Source organism: Enterobacter sp. 120016 (genome assembly GCF_018383635.1).
Classification (GTDB): Bacteria; Pseudomonadota; Gammaproteobacteria; order Enterobacterales; family Enterobacteriaceae; genus Enterobacter; species Enterobacter asburiae_D.
The window spans coordinates 184,096-201,556 of the sequence record NZ_JAHAWC010000006.1 but is presented as its reverse complement, the minus strand read 5'-3'; the positions used below and the strand labels follow the sequence as shown (position 1 = coordinate 201,556).

Here is a 17,461-nt window from a genome sequence, read left to right as displayed (position 1 = left end):
CTTAAAAAGAACCACTGCGCTATGTTTTGATGGTGCCACGAGGAGGCGAGATGAATATACCGGGTGATGAATTTTATACCTTGCTCCATGCAGCCCTGAAAACACGCGGGGAAGAGACGCTCCAGCGCGCGCTCTACCTTGCTTTGCGGGAGGCCGTACTGTGCGGAAGGCTACGATCCGGCAGCCAGCTTTCCGGTTCGCGAACGCTGGCTCAGCAGCTCTCCCTTTCCCGGAATACCGTCAATGCGGCGCTGGACCAGCTCACCCTCGAAGGGTATTTGCAGCGTAATCGCCAGGGAACGCGGGTGGCGCAGTTAGCTCACCGTTCCGTCACCCGGACAATGCCGGACCCTGCCATCACGCTCGCAAAACGGGTCGGGCTGCTGCCTGCGCCAGTGCCCCGGGACACGCCGGTTCTGGCATTTACCCCAGGCACCCCGGCCATTAACTATTTTCCTCTGCCGCTGTGGCGGCGATTGTACGACCGCGTGATGCGGGAGGAGGGAAATGCTCTGCTAGGGTACGGCGACCCGGCCGGCGAGCCGTCGCTGCGGGCGGCGATTGCCCGGCATCTCGCCCTGTCCCGCGGTATTGACTGCGACGCCAGCCAGATTGTAATCACGGAAGGCGCGCTCGAGGGCGTCAATCTCTGCACGATGCTGTTAAGCGAGCCTGGCGATGTCGCCTGGGTGGAAAACCCCGGCTATAGCGGGGCAAAGAGTGCGTTTGTTAAAACCGGCCTGGCAATGACGGGAATACCGGTTGATGACGAGGGAATGTGCTGGGAAGGGCTGGATGCGCCTGCTCCCTCACTGATTTTTACCTCACCTTCGCATCAGTTCCCTTACGGGAGCGTGCTCAGCGCGCGGCGGCGGCTGGCGCTGCTGGAACTGGCCCGGCAGCACAACGCGTGGATCATTGAAGATGATTACGACAGCGAGTTCCGCTATGCCGGTGAGCCCGTACCGGCGATGCTGGGAATGGTCAACAATGCGCCCGTTGTGTATCTGGGAACGTTCAGTAAAACACTGTTTCCGTCGCTCAGAATGGGGTTCATGGTATTACCGCCAGCGCTGGCGAAAGCGGCTCGCCCGGCCATCGGTTCGCTGTTGCGCGGCGGGCATCGTGCGGAGCAGCGTACCCTGGCGCTGTTCATTGAGGAAGGTCATTACGCCCGCCATCTTGCCGCCATGCGTCGGCTCTACCGTAAACGCTACCGCCAGCTGCGGGAGGTGCTGAGCGCAGAGCTTCATACTCCGCACCGCATTCTGGCAGGCGAAGGGGGAATGCATCTGACGCTGGCGATAGACGATATTGACGACCAGAGGCTGGTGGAGCAGGCGAGGGCGTTTCAGCTGGCACCCGCTGCACTGAGCGGGTACTACCTGGAGGCGAAGCAGGGGCAAACCGGTCTGGTTTTAGGTTACGGCAATACCTCTGCTTCTCAGTTTACGCCGGGGATCCGGCGCCTGCAGGCGTTAATTACGCAGCAGCAGGGCGGGAAAGGGTAAAGACATCATAGAAAGAGAGCTGCCCTTTGGTGGAGACCATTTTCTGCAGCTTCTCTTTTTGCCCGGCTTCAACCGCCGGAGAGTGCATGATGTTTTCGATCAGCTCTTCTGGCACGTAACGCGTGTTGTACCATTCGCCGTTGTAGCAGACCCGGAAATCGAGCACGTCGATATCTTCGTAACGGTAGCGCGGATTCACGTCGAAAAAGAAAAAGGCGTTAAAGACGACAAACAGTACAACCAGCAGCCAGACGGAGTCCACCAGCGTTTCAGATGTCAGCATCACAACAAGCGTCGCCAGCCAGGCGGCATACATCGCGACAAACAGTCCAGGATGCTTGCGAATAAAGCTAATGCTAAAGCGCGGGCGATTGTCGCGCTTTTCGCGGAGGTTAAGATCGTCGATGGTGGCGGTAAGCAGGCGCTGTATCTCGGTCATTATTTGCCTTCATGAGAGTTGACAATACAGGGTGTCTGCCAATTTTAGGGGAGCCATCAGGCTGAAAAAAGTAACAGTCTGGCGCTAAAAGACCATAACAGTTGGCTCCCCGGAACCTCACAGCGTTTTGATGATCTTTGCCGGGTTGCCGCCAACGACGACGTTAGCCGGGACGTCTTTCGTCACGACGGCGCCGGAGGCCACCACGACATTATCACCAATGGTGACGCCAGGGTTAATGACCGCCCGGCCGCCAATCCAGACGTTATTGCCAATGCTGACGGGTTTTCCAAACTCCACGCCGCTATTCCGTTCTTCTGCGTCAAGTGGGTGGGTGGCCGTATAAATATGAACACCCGGCGCGAGCATGCAGTTATCGCCAATATGAACAGGGCAGACATCCAGCATTACGCAGTCGAAGTTAGCGTAAAAGTTTTTGCCCAGATAAATGTTATATCCATAGTCGCAGCGGAAGCTCGGTTCTATATATGATCCTTCGCTTTGTCCCAGAAGTTCCGCCAGAATGTTCTGGCGTTCTGTTTTATCATCAGGCGTGGTGTGGTTATAGCGATATACCAGATGGCGGGCGCGCAGTCGGTCGGCCCGTAACGTCTCATCGCCGGGGCGGTAATGTTCACCGGCAATCATTTTCTGTTTTTCTAAGCTCATTGGAAACCTCGCTGGATGTGATTACCGCAGGGTAATCGGTACAGGCCAGGAGGGGAACGTTCCCGAAAAGCCGATGTGACTGTCGTCACAACATTGTTGCTGCTGAACACGTTTTACACGGAGACCTGGCTTACGCACAGGGAGCATAACGGGATAGGTAAATACTGAGAACGAGGCGTAGAACTCTACAGACACCCTTCAAAGATTAACGGACAAATTTCCACACAGAAGTAGGGATTTTGTCATACAGCTTATTCATCGTCAGCTCGGCAAGACGATGGTCAGCGGCTGAATAAAATACCGCCAGTTCATTATCCGAAAGCTCGTATTTATTCTTTTCAATGACGCGCTCAAGGGTGTCAATTGACTGACAGCGACGTAAGCGCATCAAATAATCGACCTTTGTGAGTGGTTTATCAGACATAAATTCACCTTAGTAATTGTAATAATTTTAACAGGAAAGACTAACCGGGTTAGCTCTGCTCACGTTGACGAAACAGCGGAATAGCCGGTTTCCCGATTTACGCCATTTTTGCAAATCCTGGGCGTTAATGCCGTAACTGCTGAACAACATAAAGGTGTCGTCCAGGTATTCATCAATTTGCTCAATGAGCTTATTATCTTCATTGTACTTAATTTTATAATTAAGTGCGAAGGTTGCGATATGTTCTATCAGCTCATTCAACTGTAAATTGATGGCAGACGTTGGGTCGTTTACCCAGCCATGGTTGCTTTCATCAAGGTTGGCAAGGCAGTCATGGTACAAGGATTCGCAGAGAAATTTCAACTGCGCGATATCATGCCTTTTTGGCGAGTACTCGTCCATAGCGCATCCCCTTCTGAGTGATTTCTTACTCACCGAACATCATTGTCGGGATGGATACAACTGACTTAGCTACATGAGTGCTGTGTTCCTGATAACCTAACTATAAGCCACTCCTTGCTGGATTTCATCGCGCTATTACGAAAAATTACAAATAAAACCGCAGACTGCGAGCATCTACGCAAAGGGGCGTCCTGGACTCAACTTTTTTATCCAAATTAACAAAGGTGTTTTATCGCTTCCTTACGTTTCATTGGTTTAGCAAAAATGATGAGAAAAGTTCAGATTCAGACTTATCTTTGTAAGAACTTCTTATTAGGAATATTCCTAATAACTTAAGCGGAGAAATGAAATTAAAAAAATCCTGAATTCACCGATTAAGTTATCAGTTAATTATGATATGTCTATTTAAGATGGCAGAAAATAAATAGAACCACAATAAGCGTAATTTATGATTTTTTCTGAAAATGAAAAAGGCCGCTAATGCGGCCTTTTTATCATGTGAAACCGGTATCAGTGAGGTTCTACCGAATGACTGTGTTCAACATCTTCATTCTTTCGGCTAAAGCGGCGGCGAACCACCACGAAGAACACCGGTACGAAGAAGATAGCCAGTACGGTCGCGGTAACCATACCGCCCATCACGCCTGTACCTACTGCGTTTTGCGCGCCGGAGCCCGCACCGGAGCTGATAACCAGCGGCAGTACGCCGAGGATAAACGCCAGTGACGTCATCAGGATTGGGCGCAGACGCATACGAACCGCCTCAAGCGTCGCCTCAATAAGGCCTTTGCCTTCTTTCTCCATCAGATCTTTGGCGAATTCAACGATAAGTATCGCGTTCTTCGCCGACAAGCCAATGGTTGTCAGCAGGCCTACCTGGAAGTAAACGTCGTTGGTCAGTCCACGGAACGTTGCCGCAAGCAGCGCACCGATAACCCCGAGTGGAACCACCAGCATAACGGAGAACGGAATCGACCAGCTCTCGTACAGTGCCGCCAGGCACAGGAAGACCACAATCAGTGAAATGGCGTACAGAGCAGGAGCCTGGTTACCGGACAGACGTTCCTGATAGGACATACCGGTCCAGTCATAGCCGATACCCGCAGGCAGTTTGCTCGCCAGCTCTTCCATCAGGTTCATGGCTTCACCGGTGCTTCGGCCCGGCGCAGCCTGACCCAGGATCTCCATAGACGGCAGACCGTTATAGCGTTCCAGACGCGGTGAACCGTATTCCCAGCGTGACGTTGAGAACGCCGAGAACGGAACCATCTGACCATTGCTGCCGCGTACGAACCAGCTGTTGATATCGTTCGGCAACATACGGTACTGCGCCTCTGACATCACGTACACTTTCTTCACGCGACCGCGGTCGATGAAGTCGTTAACGTAGCTACCGCCCCAGGCTGCGCCCAGCGTGGTGTTGATGTCACTGATGGATACGCCCAGCGCCTGGGCTTTCTCCTGGTCGATATCGATCTTGTACTGCGGCGTATCTTCCAGGCCGTTTGGACGCACGCCGACCAGCAGGTCAGGGTGTTTAGCGACTTCACCAAACAGCTGGTTACGCGCCTGCGTCAGTTTTTCGTGGCCCAGGCCGCCCTGGTCAATCAGCTGGAAGTCGAAGCCGGTCGCGGTACCCAGTTCAACAATCGCTGGCAGGTTAAAGGCGAAGACCATCGCATCTTTAATCTGCGAGAAGGTACCCATTGCACGGCCGGTGATGGCTTCAACCTTGTTCTTTTCGCCCGGACGTTCAGACCAGTCTTTCAGAGAAACGAAGGCAATACCGGTGTTCTGACCACGACCCGCAAAGCCAAAGCCGTTAACCGCAAACACGGATTCAACGTTGTCTTTCTCTTTGGTGAGGTAGTAATCCGTCACTTCATCCAGCACTTTCTGGGTACGCTCTTGCGAGGCACCTGCCGGAAGCTGTGCCATCGTCAGGAACACGCCCTGGTCTTCATCTGGCAGGAACGAGCTTGGCAGACGAACGAACAGGAAAGCCATGCCCACCACGATGATGATATAGAGCAGCAGGTAACGACCGGTGCTGCGCAGGATGTTACCCACGCTGTCGGTGTAGTGGTGCGTGCTCTTATCGAACATGCGGTTAAACCAGCCGAAGAACCCTTTATGCTCGCCGTGACCGCCTTTCTGAATGGGCTTCAGCATGGTGGCACACAGGGCAGGGGTCAGGATCAACGCCACCAGCACCGACAGCGCCATCGCGGAAACGATGGTAATAGAGAACTGACGGTAGATCGCACCGGTAGAGCCCCCGAAGAAGGCCATCGGGATAAATACCGCAGACAGCACCATCGCGATACCGACCAGCGCGCCCTGGATCTGACCCATTGATTTACGGGTCGCTTCCTTCGGCGGCAGTCCTTCTTCCGCCATGACGCGCTCGACGTTCTCCACGACCACGATGGCGTCATCCACCAGCAGGCCGATGGCGAGCACCATCCCGAACATCGTCAGGGTGTTTATCGAATAGCCAAATATCGACAGGATCGCAAAGGTCCCGAGCAGAACAACCGGCACGGCAATCGTTGGGATAAGCGTCGCGCGGAAGTTTTGCAGGAACAGGTACATCACCAGGAAGACCAGGATGATCGCCTCAACCAGCGTCTTAACCACTTCGTGAATCGAGATTTTTACGAACGGCGTGGTGTCGTACGGGTAAACGATTTTCAGACCTGACGGGAAGAACGGTTCCATCTTCTTCAGCTCTGCGCGGATCGCCGTGGCGGTGTCCAGGGCGTTAGCGCCTGTCGCCAGTTTGATACCCAGACCGGAAGCCGGTTTACCGTTGAACTTCGCGATGATGTCGTAGTTCTCACCGCCCAGCTCCACTTTCGCCACGTCGCGCAGGCGAACCTGCGAACCGTCCTGATTCACTTTCAGCAGAATTTTGCTGAACTCATCGGCAGAGGTCAGACGGGTCTGCGCGATGATCGAGGCGTTAAGCTGCTGGCCTTTCACCGGCGGTGTACCGCCGAGCTGACCGGCCGCTACCTGGGCGTTCTGCGCTTTAATCGCGCTGATCACGTCAACCGGCGTCAGCTGGAAGTTGTTCAGCTTGTTCGGATCCATCCAGATACGCATCGCGTACTGGGAACCGAACAGCTGCACGTCACCCACACCGGAAGTACGGCTGATGGCGTCCTTCATGTTGGCGCCCACGTAGTCGGAAATATCCTCCTGCGTCATGGTGCCGTTGGTGTTGATAACGCCGACAACCATCAGGAAGCTACTTGACGATTTCTCGACGCTCACACCCTGCTGTTGTACTTCCTGCGGCAGCAATGGCATTGCCAGCTGCAGTTTGTTCTGCACCTGAACCTGCGCAATGTCAGCATCCGTACCTGACTGGAAGGTCAGGGTGATCTGCACTGTACCGGTGGAGTCACTGTTTGAGGACATGTACATCAGGTTATCGATACCGTTCATGTTCTGTTCGATAACCTGGGTAACGGTGTCCTGCACCGTTTTCGCATCAGCCCCCGGGTAGGTTGCGGAAATTGTTACCGCCGGTGGCGCAATCGTTGGATATTGCGCGACAGGCAGCTTCAGGATCGCAAGTCCCCCGGCCAGCATGATGATAATGGCGATCACCCACGCAAATATGGGGCGATCGATAAAGAAATTAGGCATGTCTTAACGGCTCCTGTTTAAGTTAAGACTTGGTTTGTTCTGACTGGCCAGCGGCCGAAGCTTGTTGTTTATCGTCAGATTTCACTTCCTGTGCTTTAACCTGCGCGCCAGGACGAACTTTTTGCAAACCAGTAACAATCACGCGATCGCCATCTTTCAGACCTTCCGTCACCAGCCATTTATCGCCAATCGCCTGGGTGGCGGTGATATTGCGCGTTTCGACTTTGTCATCAGCCCCAACAACCAGCGCGCTCGCATCGCCGCGTGGCGTACGGGTCACACCCTGCTGTGGAACCAGAAGTGCGGTTGGATTCGTTCCTTCTTCCAGACGTGCGCGAACGAACATACCTGGCAGCAGATTTTTGTCAGGGTTCGGGAAAATCGCACGTAAGGTGATGGAACCGGTGGTCTGGTCGACCGTCACGTCAGAGAATTCCAGCGAACCTTCCTGCGGGAACTTGATACCGTCGTTGGTAATCAGCTCCACTTTGGCTTTGCCGTTTTCCTGTTTCAGGGTGCCGTTAGCCAGCTCCTGTTTCAGGCGCAGGAAATCGTTGCTGGACTGCGTCACGTCAACGTAGATCGGATCGAGCTGCTGCACGGTCGCCAGCGCGGTGGTCTGACCGTTCTGCACCAGTGCCCCTTCCGTGACGGAAGACTTACCAATACGACCGCTGATAGGGGAGGTCACTTTGGTATAGGCCAGGTTAATGCGCGCGGTTTCGACAGCCGCTTTGGCTGCCACCACGGCCGCGTTAGCCTGCTGTGCATCTGCCAGGGCGGTATCGTAATCCTGTTGGCTGATGTACTTAGTGCCGAGCAGTTTTTGGTAGCGGTTCAGCGTCAGCTGGGCGATTTTGGCTGCGGCTTGCGCTTTTGCCAGGTCGCCTTTCGCGCTTTCATACGATGCCTGATAGGTTGCTGGATCAATCTGATACAGAGACTCACCGGCTTTCACATCACCACCTTCGGTGAAGTTACGCTTCAGGATAATGCCGCTAACCTGAGGACGCACTTCCGCAATGCGGTAAGCATTTGTACGGCCTGGTAATTCGGTGGTGATTTGTAGAGGTTCAGATTTGAGCGTCACGACGCCTACTTCTGGCGCCTGCTGAGCTCCTTGTTGAGCTGGTTTGTCGTCACATCCTGTAAGCGCTAAGCTGCCTGAGAGCATCAGAACGACCGCCAGAGGCGTTAACCCTCTGTTTTTGTTCATATGTAAACCTCGAGTGTCCGATTTCAAATTGATCAAGGGTCCTGAGTCTAAAACCCGTTGCTGCGTTTATATTATCGTCATGCTATGGTACATACATTCACAAATGTATGTAAATCTGACTCCTGTAAATTCACCCACCTATGGCACGAAAAACTAAACAACAAGCGCTGGAAACCCGACAACACATACTGGATGTGGCAATACGTTTGTTCTCTCAGCGGGGCGTTTCATCCACCTCGCTGGCACAAATTGCTCAGGCTGCCGGTGTGACGCGAGGAGCGATTTACTGGCATTTTAAAGATAAGTCAGATCTGTTCGGTGAAATCTGGGAGCTTTCAGAGTCCAGCATTAGCGATCTCGAGAGTGAGTATCGGGCAAAATTCCCCGACGATCCACTCTCAGTATTGAGAGAAATATTAGTATATATCCTTGAAGCGACGGTAGTTGAAGAACGTCGCAGATTAATGATGGAAATAATTTATCATAAATGCGAGTTTGTCGGCGAAATGGCGGTGGTGCAGCAGGCGCAACGCAGCCTCAGCCTCGAGAGCTATGACCGTATTGAGCAGAACCTGAACCTGTGTATGCAGGCAAAGCTGTTACCGGCCAACCTCTTAACTCGCCGGGCGGCTATCCTGATGCGCGGCTACATCTCCGGTCTGATGGAAAACTGGCTTTTTGCGCCGCAATCCTTTGACCTCAAAGAGGAAGCCCGCAGCTACGTGGCGATTTTACTGGAAATGCTACAGCTCTGCCCCACGCTGCGCAGCGACGCGCCTTCGCTAACGGCCTGATCCCTTACCAGGATTTCTCTCAGAGGATAACGTTCGCGCTATTCTGCTTCCGGCGAGCGTGATATTCTTCACGCCGGACTATTTTCGGTCATCTTCTGACATCATTCACAACTATGCTGCCCATCAATCGCTCGCAACATCCTGTTTTTGCATTGCTCTTTGCGATGCTGTTTTTCTTCGCCACGGCGCCGCTGACCTGGGCCCGCGCCGATAACAGCAACGATATTCCCTCGCGCGGCGATGTTCAGTCGCAGCTCGACGCGCTGAACAAACAAAAAGAGCTCTCTCCTCAGGATAAGCTCATCCAGCAGGATCTGACGGAAACGCTGGAAACGCTGGATAAAATTGAACGCGTCAAAGCAGAAACCGCCCAGCTTCGTCAAAAGGTGGCGCAGGCCCCTGAAAATATGCGCAAAGCGACGGAATCGCTGAACGCCCTGAGCGACGTCGATAACGATACCGAAACGCGCAAGACGCTCTCCACGCTCTCTTTACGCCAGCTGGAGTCGCGCGTCGCGCAACTGCTCGACGACCTGCAAACCGCGCAGTCCGACCTCGCGACCTATAACAGCCAGCTTGTCTCCCTGCAGACTCAGCCGGAGCGCGTGCAAAACGCGATGTACTCCGCGTCTCAGCAGCTGCAGCAGATCCGCAACCGCCTGAACGGCACAACGGTGGGTGAGGGCACGCTGCGCCCGACGCAGCAAACCCTGCTGCTGGTTCAGCAGACCTTGCTCAACGCGCAGATTGAACAGCAGCGTAAAAGCCTGGAAGGGAATACGGTGCTGCAGGACACGCTTCAGAAACAGCGTGATTACGTCACCGCGAACATTAATCGCCTGGAACACCAGCTTCAGCTGTTGCAGGAGGCGGTAAACAGCAAGCGCCTGACCCTGACGGAAAAAACCGCCCAGGAGGCCGTATCCCCAGACGAGACCGCCCGCATTCAGGCGAATCCGCTGGTGAAACAGGAGCTCGAGGCCAACCACCAGCTTAGCCAGCGCCTGATACTGGCGACGGAAAACGGTAACTCGCTGGTTCAGCAAAATATCAAAGTGAAGAACTGGCTGGATCGCGCGCTGCAGGCTGAGCGCAACATCAAAGAGCAGATTGCGGTCCTGAAGGGCAGCCTCCTGCTGTCGCGTATTCTCTACCAGCAGCAGCAGACGCTTCCGTCCGCCGATGAGCTGGAGGACATGACCAACCGCATCGCGGATTTACGTCTGGAACAGTTTGACGTCAACCAGCAGCGCGATGCCCTTTTCCAGAGCGATACCTTTGTCGCCAAAATTGAAGAGGGGCATTCCAGCGACGTGAACCCGGAAGTGCACGACGCGCTGCTCCAGGTCGTCGATATGCGTCGCGAGCTGCTGGACCAGCTCAACAAACAGCTGGGTAATCAGCTGATGATGGCGATTAACCTGCAAATCAACCAGCAGCAGCTGGTGAGCGTTTCGAAAAGTCTGCAGGAGATCCTGACCCAGCAGATTTTCTGGGTGAACAGCAACAAGCCGATGGACTGGGATTGGATTAAATCCTTCCCTGAGACGCTGAAAACGCAGATCAAGAGCATGAAGATCACCGTAAACTGGGAGAAAGCCTGGCCTGCGGTGACGATTGCCTTGCTGGCGGGATTACCGCTGCTGCTGATTGCAGGCCTGATCCGCTGGCGTCTGGGCTGGCTGAAAAAATACCAGGCGAAGCTGGCGTCCGAAGTGGGGCAGCTGCGCAACGATAGCCAGCTCCATACGCCAAAAGCGATTCTGATCGATCTCATCCGCGCCCTGCCGGTGTGCCTGATTATTCTGGCCGTGGGCCTGATTCTGCTCACCATGCAGCTCAACGTCAGCGATCTGCTGTGGGCGTTCAGTAAAAAACTGGCGCTGTTCTGGCTGGTGTTTGGCGTGTGCTGGAAGGTGCTGGAAAAAGACGGCGTGGCGGTGCGTCATTTCAACATGCCTGCGCAGCTGACCAGCCACTGGCGTCGTCAGATTGTGCGCATCAGCCTGGCGCTTCTGCCGCTGCACTTCTGGTCGGTTGTCTCTGAGCTTTCCCCGCTGCATCTGATGGATGACGTGCTGGGCCAGCTGGTCATCCTGCTGAACCTGCTGCTGATTGCGATCCTGATGTGGCCAATGTGCCGCGACAGCTGGCGTGATAAAGAGTCCCACAATATTCGTCTGGCCACCGTGACGGTGCTGGCGATCATTCCGCTGGCGCTGATGGTGCTGACGGCAACGGGCTACTTCTATACCACGCTGCGCCTGTCAGGGCGCTGGATTGAAACGGTCTATCTGGTGATCGTCTGGAACCTACTCTATCAGACCGTGCTGCGCGGCCTGAGCGTAGCGGCCCGCCGCATCGCCTATCGCCGTGCCATTGCGCGTCGTCAGCATCAGGTGAAAGAGGGGGCCGAAGGCGCGGAGCCGCAGGAAGAGCCGACCATCGCGCTGGAGCAGGTTAACCAGCAGACGCTGCGTATTACCATGCTGGTGATGATCGCCCTGTTTGCGGTGATGTTCTGGGCTATCTGGTCCGATCTTATTACCGTTTTCGCCTATCTCGACAGTATTACTCTCTGGCAATACAACGGTACCGAAGCGGGCGCTGCGGTCATGAAAAGCGTGACCATGGGCAGCCTGCTGTTTGCGCTGGTGTCGTCGGTGGTGGCCTGGGCGTTGATTCGCAACCTGCCAGGCCTGCTGGAAGTGCTGCTCCTGTCACGTCTGAATCTTCGCCAGGGGGCTTCCTACGCCATTACCACGATCCTCAACTACGTAATTATTATTGTTGGGGCGATGACGGTCTTTGGCTCGCTTGGCGTCTCGTGGGATAAACTGCAGTGGCTGGCGGCCGCCCTCTCGGTCGGTCTTGGTTTTGGCCTGCAGGAGATCTTCGGTAACTTTGTGTCCGGCCTGATTATCCTGTTCGAACGCCCGGTACGAATCGGCGATACCGTCACCATCGGCACCTTCTCTGGGACGGTCAGCAAGATCCGTATTCGTGCCACCACCATTACCGACTTCGATCGCAAAGAGGTGATCATCCCGAACAAGGCGTTCGTGACCGAGCGTCTGATCAACTGGTCGCTTTCCGATACGGTGACGCGCGTGGTGATCCGCCTGGGCGTAGCCTATGGATCGGATCTGGAGAAGGTGAAAGAGGTGCTTCTGAAGGCGGCGTCAGAACATCCGAAAGTGATGCACGATCCGGCTCCAGCGGTCTTCTTCACCACCTTTGGGCCGAGCACGCTGGATCACGAGCTGCGTTTATACGTGCGCGAGCTGCGCGACCGCAGCTACACGGTGGATGAACTTAACCGGTCTATCGATCGTCTGTGTCGTGAAAACGATATTAATATCGCCTTCAACCAGCTTGAGGTTCACCTGCGTAACGAGAAAGGTGATGAGCATACGGAAGTGAAGCGCGACATTAAGGGTGACGATCCGACTCCGGCGTAATCTGCTATTTTCCCTCTCCCTGTGGGAGAGGGTTAGGGTGAGGGCAACAGGCCTTCACCTTTCCCTCAAAATCCCGCCGCACAATCTCCAGCGCCTTAAGCACCGTTTCGGCGGGGATCTCATGATTCTCCAGCAGCATAATCAAATCGACGGCCAGCTTGACCTCATCGGGTGCATTTTCCAGTGACATGGGTGTGGCTCCTGTTAACGGGTCAAACGTTCAATGACGCGCTCAATCTCGTCCCGCGCCTGACGGCAGCGGACGATGCGTCCTTCAAGCGCGCTAATCTCGCGCATCAATAGCTGCTGCTCTTCCAGCGTTTCGCTGTTGTTCAGCCGCACTTCGCGTTCGCGCTTCATCTCAAACAGCCGGCGCTCAAACTCCTGGTTCTCCAGCCGCTTGCGCTGCCATTTACCGAGCCCCGGCGAGGCGCTGTCCCAGGCGCGCAGCGGCCAGGCGGCGATTTCGCGATGCAGAGCGGTGATCTGCTCAGTGAGATGCTCCGCAAGCCACGCCACCTGTTCCTGCTGTTCACTCTCAACCGCATGGCGAAGCTCGTCGAGGTTCGTCTGCGCTTCCGCCAGGTAATCCTGAATGACGGTGCTGCGGGTACGAAAAAGCTGTCGGTCAAAGCGCGGCTTCAGCGTGGCGTGCCCCATTAGCGGTGTAGCCTGCTCCCGCAGAGCAATCAGCTGATTTTGCAGCCTCTCAAGAAGCAGTGCTGTTTTCAAGGCGCTCTCCAGTGGTAAAGTAGCCGTTCAGTTTGATAACGATTCGCATTATGAAGCGTACTATTTTAATCATCATTGGCTGGCTCGCGGTAGTGCTTGGCACGCTGGGTGTGTTTTTACCCTTACTGCCGACCACGCCGTTTATCCTGCTGGCGGCCTGGTGCTTCGCCCGCTCATCGCCGCGTTTTCACCACTGGCTGCTCTACCGCTCATGGTTTGGCGGCTATCTGCGGCACTGGCAAAAACACCGAGCCATGCCGCCCGGCGCGAAGCCGCGCGCGATCGCAGTGATCCTCATCACCTTCGCTATTTCATTATGGCTGGTGAAAATGATGTGGGTACGCATTCTGCTGCTGGCGATCCTGACCTGCCTGCTTTTCTTTATGTGGCGGATCCCCGTGGTTGATGAAAAGCAACAAAAGCACTGAAGCCTCATCATGGCTGTTGCAATTATCGCGTACAGCCAGTAAATTCGACCGTTTTCGAGCACAGGTGCGCCTGGTCAAAGGTTAAACAATTGTTGCCTTGACCGACTCGTTGCGCGCTGTGAGTAACACTGTTTCATTTAGGCAAAACCGATGACCGCAACTGCACAGCAGCTTGAATATCTGAAAAACAGCATCAAAAGCATCCAGGACTATCCAAAGCCTGGCATTCTTTTCCGTGATGTCACCAGCTTGCTGGAAGACCCGAAAGCGTACGCGCTCAGCATTGAACTGCTGGTCGAGCGTTATAAAAACGCCGGGATCACCAAAGTAGTAGGTACCGAAGCCCGTGGCTTCCTGTTTGGCGCACCGGTTGCGCTGGCAATGGGCGTGGGTTTTGTGCCGGTGCGTAAGCCGCGCAAACTGCCGCGTGAAACCATAGCTGAGAGCTACGAGCTGGAGTACGGCACCGATCAGCTGGAGATCCACGTTGATGCGATCAAGCCTGGCGACAAAGTGCTGGTGGTCGACGACCTGCTGGCAACCGGCGGTACCATTGAAGCGACCGTGAAGCTGATCCGTCGTCTGGGTGGTGAAGTGACCGACGCGGCATTCATCATCAACCTGTTCGATCTCGGCGGTGAACAGCGCCTGGAAAAACAGGGTATTACCAGCTACAGCCTGGTGCCTTTCCCGGGTCATTAATCCCGGTTTTCACAACCTCGCTCAATGGGTGAGGTTGTGATAGCATTCCCCTCCATAAATTCACCTTCCAGCGTTGCAGAGCCTGCCCATGAGTTATCAGGTGTTAGCCCGTAAATGGCGACCACAAACCTTTGCTGACGTTGTCGGTCAGGAACATGTGCTGACGGCCCTGGCGAACGGCTTGTCGCTAGGTCGCATCCATCACGCCTATCTTTTCTCCGGCACCCGCGGCGTCGGTAAGACCTCTATTGCCCGTTTGCTGGCAAAAGGTCTTAACTGCGAAACCGGGATCACCGCCACGCCGTGCGGCGTGTGTGATAACTGCCGGGAGATCGAGCAGGGGCGTTTTGTCGATCTGATCGAGATCGACGCCGCCTCGCGCACCAAAGTGGAAGATACCCGCGATCTGCTCGATAACGTGCAGTACGCCCCGGCGCGCGGCCGCTTCAAGGTCTACCTGATCGATGAAGTGCACATGCTGTCGCGCCACAGCTTCAACGCCCTGCTGAAAACGCTGGAAGAGCCGCCCGCGCACGTGAAGTTCCTGCTGGCGACCACCGATCCGCAAAAGCTGCCGGTCACCATCCTGTCGCGCTGCCTGCAGTTCCATCTGAAGGCGCTGGACGTTGAGCAGATCCGCGCGCAGCTTGAGCACATTCTTGATGAAGAGAAGATCGTTCACGAGCCGCGCGCCCTGCAGCTGCTGGCCCGCGCGGCGGACGGCAGCCTGCGTGATGCGCTCAGCCTGACCGACCAGGCGATTGCCAGCGGTGACGGCAAGCTCTCCACCGAGGCGGTCAGCACCATGCTCGGCACGCTGGATGACGATCAGGCGCTGTCGCTTATCGAAGCGATGATTGCCGCCAACGGCGAACGCGTAATGTCGCAGGTGAATGCCGCCGCGGCCCGGGGTATTGAATGGGAAGGGCTGCTGGTTGAGATGCTCAGCCTGCTGCACCGCGTGGCGATGCTGCAGCTTTCTCCGTCCGCCATCGGCGCGGATATGGCCGCTATCGAACAGCGGATGCGTGAACTTGCCCGCACCGTGCCGCCTGCCGACGTGCAGCTGTATTACCAGACGCTGCTGATTGGCCGCAAAGAGCTACCGTTCGCGCCGGACCCCAGGATGGGCGTTGAAATGACTCTGCTGCGCGCGCTGGCGTTCCACCCGCGCATGCCATTGCCGGAGCCGGAAGTGCCGCGGCAGTCTTTCGCGCCGGTCGCCCCTACGGCGGTGATGTCGCCGCAGCAGGTGCCACCGCAGCCGACACCGCCGCCGCAGCAAAACGTGCCGCTGTCGGATGCCACCAGTTCGGTGCTTGCCGCGCGCAGCCAGCTGCAGCGTGCGCAGGGAGTAACCAAACCAAAAAAGAGTGAACCGGCAGCGCCAGGAAGAGCGCGGCCGGTGAACAACGCCGCGCTTGAACGACTGGCCTCGGTAACGGAGCGCGTACAGTCGCGTCCGGCACCGTCCGCGCTCGAGCAGAAAGCCCCGGTGAAAGAAGAGGCTTACCGCTGGAAGGCAACCACCATCACTGAAACGGTGAAGGAAGAGGTCGCCACGCCGAAAGCGCTGAAAAAGGCGCTGGAGCATGAGAAAACGCCGGAGCTTTCCGCGAAGCTTGCCGAAGAGTCCATTGCGCGCGACGCCTGGGCCGCCGAGGTCAGCAAACTCCAGCTGCCGAAGCTGGTCGAGCAGGTCGCGCTGAACGCCTGGAAAGAGCAGGACGGCAACCAGGTGCGTTTACACCTGCGTCCGGGTCAGCGGCACCTCAATTCCCCTGGCGCGCAAAAGGCGCTGGCAGAGGCGCTCGCCGCATTACAGGGTGCGCCGGTTGAATTGACTATCATTGAAGATGATAATCCGGCAGTGAAAACGCCGCTCGAGTGGCGCCAGGCCATTTATGAAGAAAAGCTCGCGCAGGCGCGCGAGGCGATTATTGCGGATAACAACATTCAGACCCTGCGCCGGTTCTTCGACGCCGATCTGGATGAAGAGAGTATTCGCCCCATTTGATCGTGAGTCTGACTTACGGTTGTAATCCTTAAACGTGAAAAAGAGAGAAGCCTATGTTTGGTGGAAAAGGCGGTCTGGGTGGCCTGATGAAGCAGGCTCAGCAGATGCAGGAAAAAATGCAGAAGATGCAGGAAGAGATCGCTCAGCTGGAAGTCACGGGTGAGTCCGGTGCCGGTCTGGTCAAAGTGACCATCAACGGTGCGCACAACTGCCGTCGCGTGGAAATCGACCCGAGCCTGCTCGAAGACGACAAAGAGATGCTGGAAGATCTGGTTGCAGCCGCGTTTAACGATGCCGCTCGCCGTATCGACGAAACTCAGAAAGAGAAAATGGCCTCTGTTTCCAGCGGTATGCAGCTGCCGCCTGGCTTCAAGATGCCATTCTGATGCAAACCAGTCCGCTGCTCACGCAGTTAATGGAAGCACTGCGCTGCCTGCCGGGCGTTGGCCCGAAGTCGGCGCAGCGCATGGCGTTTACGCTATTGCAGCGCGACCGCAGCGGCGGGATGCGCCTGGCGCAGGCTTTAACCCGCGCCATGTCAGAAATTGGTCACTGCGCGGATTGCCGCACGTTTACCGAGCAGGACGTGTGTAACATCTGTACGAACCCGCGTCGTCAGGAAAACGGTCAGATTTGCGTGGTGGAGAGTCCTGCAGACATCTACGCCATTGAGCAAACCGGGCAGTTTTCCGGCCGCTACTTCGTGCTGATGGGGCATCTCTCCCCGCTGGACGGCATTGGCCCGGATGATATCGGTCTTGACCGCCTTGAACAGCGTCTTGAGTCCGAAACCATCAAAGAGGTGATCCTCGCCACCAACCCGACGGTGGAAGGGGAGGCAACCGCCAACTACATCGCCGAACTGTGCTCGCAGTACGGCGTTGACGCCAGCCGCATCGCCCACGGCGTGCCGGTTGGCGGCGAGCTGGAAATGGTGGATGGCACCACGCTGTCACACTCTCTGGCCGGGCGTCACAAGATTATTTTCTGACCAAACGGAGGCTGCACG

16 protein-coding genes and 1 other annotated feature are annotated in these 17,461 nt (G+C 55.8%); of the genes, 8 read left to right on the top strand and 8 right to left on the bottom strand.

The window, feature by feature from the left end; genetic code table 11:
* Positions 1-50 precede the first annotated feature (50 nt).
* Positions 51-1,511, top strand: coding sequence for a MocR-like pyridoxine biosynthesis transcription factor PdxR (gene pdxR / locus KIF87_RS11515; protein ID WP_213328807.1), 1,461 nt, complete (start codon positions 51-53; stop codon positions 1,509-1,511).
* Here pdxR and KIF87_RS11510 read toward each other — a convergent pair.
* The 6 genes from KIF87_RS11510 to acrA all read right to left on the bottom strand — a co-directional run bounded on the left by KIF87_RS11510 (position 1,483) and on the right by acrA (position 8,318).
* A complete protein-coding gene (locus tag KIF87_RS11510; protein WP_029741965.1) occupies positions 1,483-1,950 on the bottom strand; it encodes a YlaC family protein in 468 nt (155 codons plus the stop codon). The two genes, pdxR and KIF87_RS11510, sit on opposite strands and share 29 nt — an antisense overlap.
* A gap of 117 nt (positions 1,951-2,067) precedes the next feature.
* Positions 2,068-2,619 (bottom strand): maltose O-acetyltransferase, encoded by a 552-nt coding sequence (gene maa / locus KIF87_RS11505; RefSeq protein ID WP_213328806.1) that lies wholly within the window; start codon positions 2,617-2,619, stop codon positions 2,068-2,070.
* Between the two features lie 205 nt (positions 2,620-2,824).
* A complete protein-coding gene (hha, locus tag KIF87_RS11500; RefSeq protein ID WP_010428174.1) occupies positions 2,825-3,043 on the bottom strand; it encodes a hemolysin expression-modulating protein Hha in 219 nt (72 codons plus the stop codon).
* Positions 3,044-3,070: 27 nt separating this feature from the next.
* Positions 3,071-3,445, bottom strand: coding sequence for an Hha toxicity modulator TomB (gene tomB, locus KIF87_RS11495; RefSeq protein WP_008499288.1), 375 nt, complete (start codon positions 3,443-3,445; stop codon positions 3,071-3,073).
* 510 nt (positions 3,446-3,955) lie between these two features.
* Entirely contained in the window at positions 3,956-7,102 is a 3,147-nt protein-coding gene (gene acrB / locus KIF87_RS11490) for a multidrug efflux RND transporter permease subunit AcrB (protein WP_029741964.1), read from the bottom strand.
* 22 nt (positions 7,103-7,124) lie between these two features.
* Complete coding sequence (acrA, locus tag KIF87_RS11485) at positions 7,125-8,318, bottom strand: multidrug efflux RND transporter periplasmic adaptor subunit AcrA (RefSeq protein ID WP_213328805.1); 1,194 nt, start codon at positions 8,316-8,318, stop codon at positions 7,125-7,127.
* A gap of 140 nt (positions 8,319-8,458) precedes the next feature.
* On the opposite strand from acrA, the gene acrR reads away from it, so the two are divergent.
* On the top strand, positions 8,459-9,112 hold the full coding sequence (gene acrR / locus KIF87_RS11480) for a multidrug efflux transporter transcriptional repressor AcrR (protein ID WP_121425574.1): 654 nt from the start codon (positions 8,459-8,461) through the stop codon (positions 9,110-9,112).
* 113 nt (positions 9,113-9,225) lie between these two features.
* Complete coding sequence (gene mscK, locus KIF87_RS11475; RefSeq protein ID WP_213328804.1) at positions 9,226-12,573, top strand: mechanosensitive channel MscK; 3,348 nt, start codon at positions 9,226-9,228, stop codon at positions 12,571-12,573.
* Positions 12,574-12,577: 4 nt separating this feature from the next.
* On the opposite strand, the gene rsmS is transcribed toward mscK, so the two are convergent.
* Positions 12,578-12,763, bottom strand: a complete 186-nt coding sequence (gene rsmS / locus KIF87_RS11470) for a pleiotropic regulatory protein RsmS (protein WP_058841189.1) — start codon at positions 12,761-12,763, stop codon at positions 12,578-12,580.
* A gap of 14 nt (positions 12,764-12,777) precedes the next feature.
* On the bottom strand, positions 12,778-13,305 hold the full coding sequence (gene priC, locus KIF87_RS11465) for a primosomal replication protein N'' (protein ID WP_047648533.1): 528 nt from the start codon (positions 13,303-13,305) through the stop codon (positions 12,778-12,780).
* A 50-nt stretch (positions 13,306-13,355) separates the two neighbouring features.
* Here priC and KIF87_RS11460 point away from each other — a divergent pair, with 50 nt between their 5' ends.
* The 5 genes from KIF87_RS11460 to recR all read left to right on the top strand — a co-directional run bounded on the left by KIF87_RS11460 (position 13,356) and on the right by recR (position 17,443).
* Complete coding sequence (locus KIF87_RS11460; protein ID WP_024906851.1) at positions 13,356-13,733, top strand: DUF454 family protein; 378 nt, start codon at positions 13,356-13,358, stop codon at positions 13,731-13,733.
* 150 nt (positions 13,734-13,883) lie between these two features.
* Positions 13,884-14,435: an adenine phosphoribosyltransferase gene (gene apt, locus KIF87_RS11455; RefSeq protein WP_000127359.1), complete on the top strand. Its 552-nt coding sequence runs from the start codon at positions 13,884-13,886 to the stop codon at positions 14,433-14,435.
* A gap of 88 nt (positions 14,436-14,523) precedes the next feature.
* Positions 14,524-16,452, top strand: coding sequence for a DNA polymerase III subunit gamma/tau (dnaX, locus tag KIF87_RS11450; protein WP_048030118.1), 1,929 nt, complete (start codon positions 14,524-14,526; stop codon positions 16,450-16,452).
* Positions 15,782-15,846, top strand: a sequence feature (DnaX frameshifting element). Its footprint overlaps the gene before it by 65 nt.
* Before the next feature lie 53 nt (positions 16,453-16,505).
* A complete protein-coding gene (locus KIF87_RS11445) occupies positions 16,506-16,838 on the top strand; it encodes a YbaB/EbfC family nucleoid-associated protein (protein WP_003858972.1) in 333 nt (110 codons plus the stop codon).
* On the top strand, positions 16,838-17,443 hold the full coding sequence (recR, locus tag KIF87_RS11440; protein ID WP_008499298.1) for a recombination mediator RecR: 606 nt from the start codon (positions 16,838-16,840) through the stop codon (positions 17,441-17,443). The genes KIF87_RS11445 and recR overlap by 1 nt, the downstream gene beginning before the upstream one ends.
* The last annotated feature ends 18 nt before the right edge of the window (positions 17,444-17,461 follow it).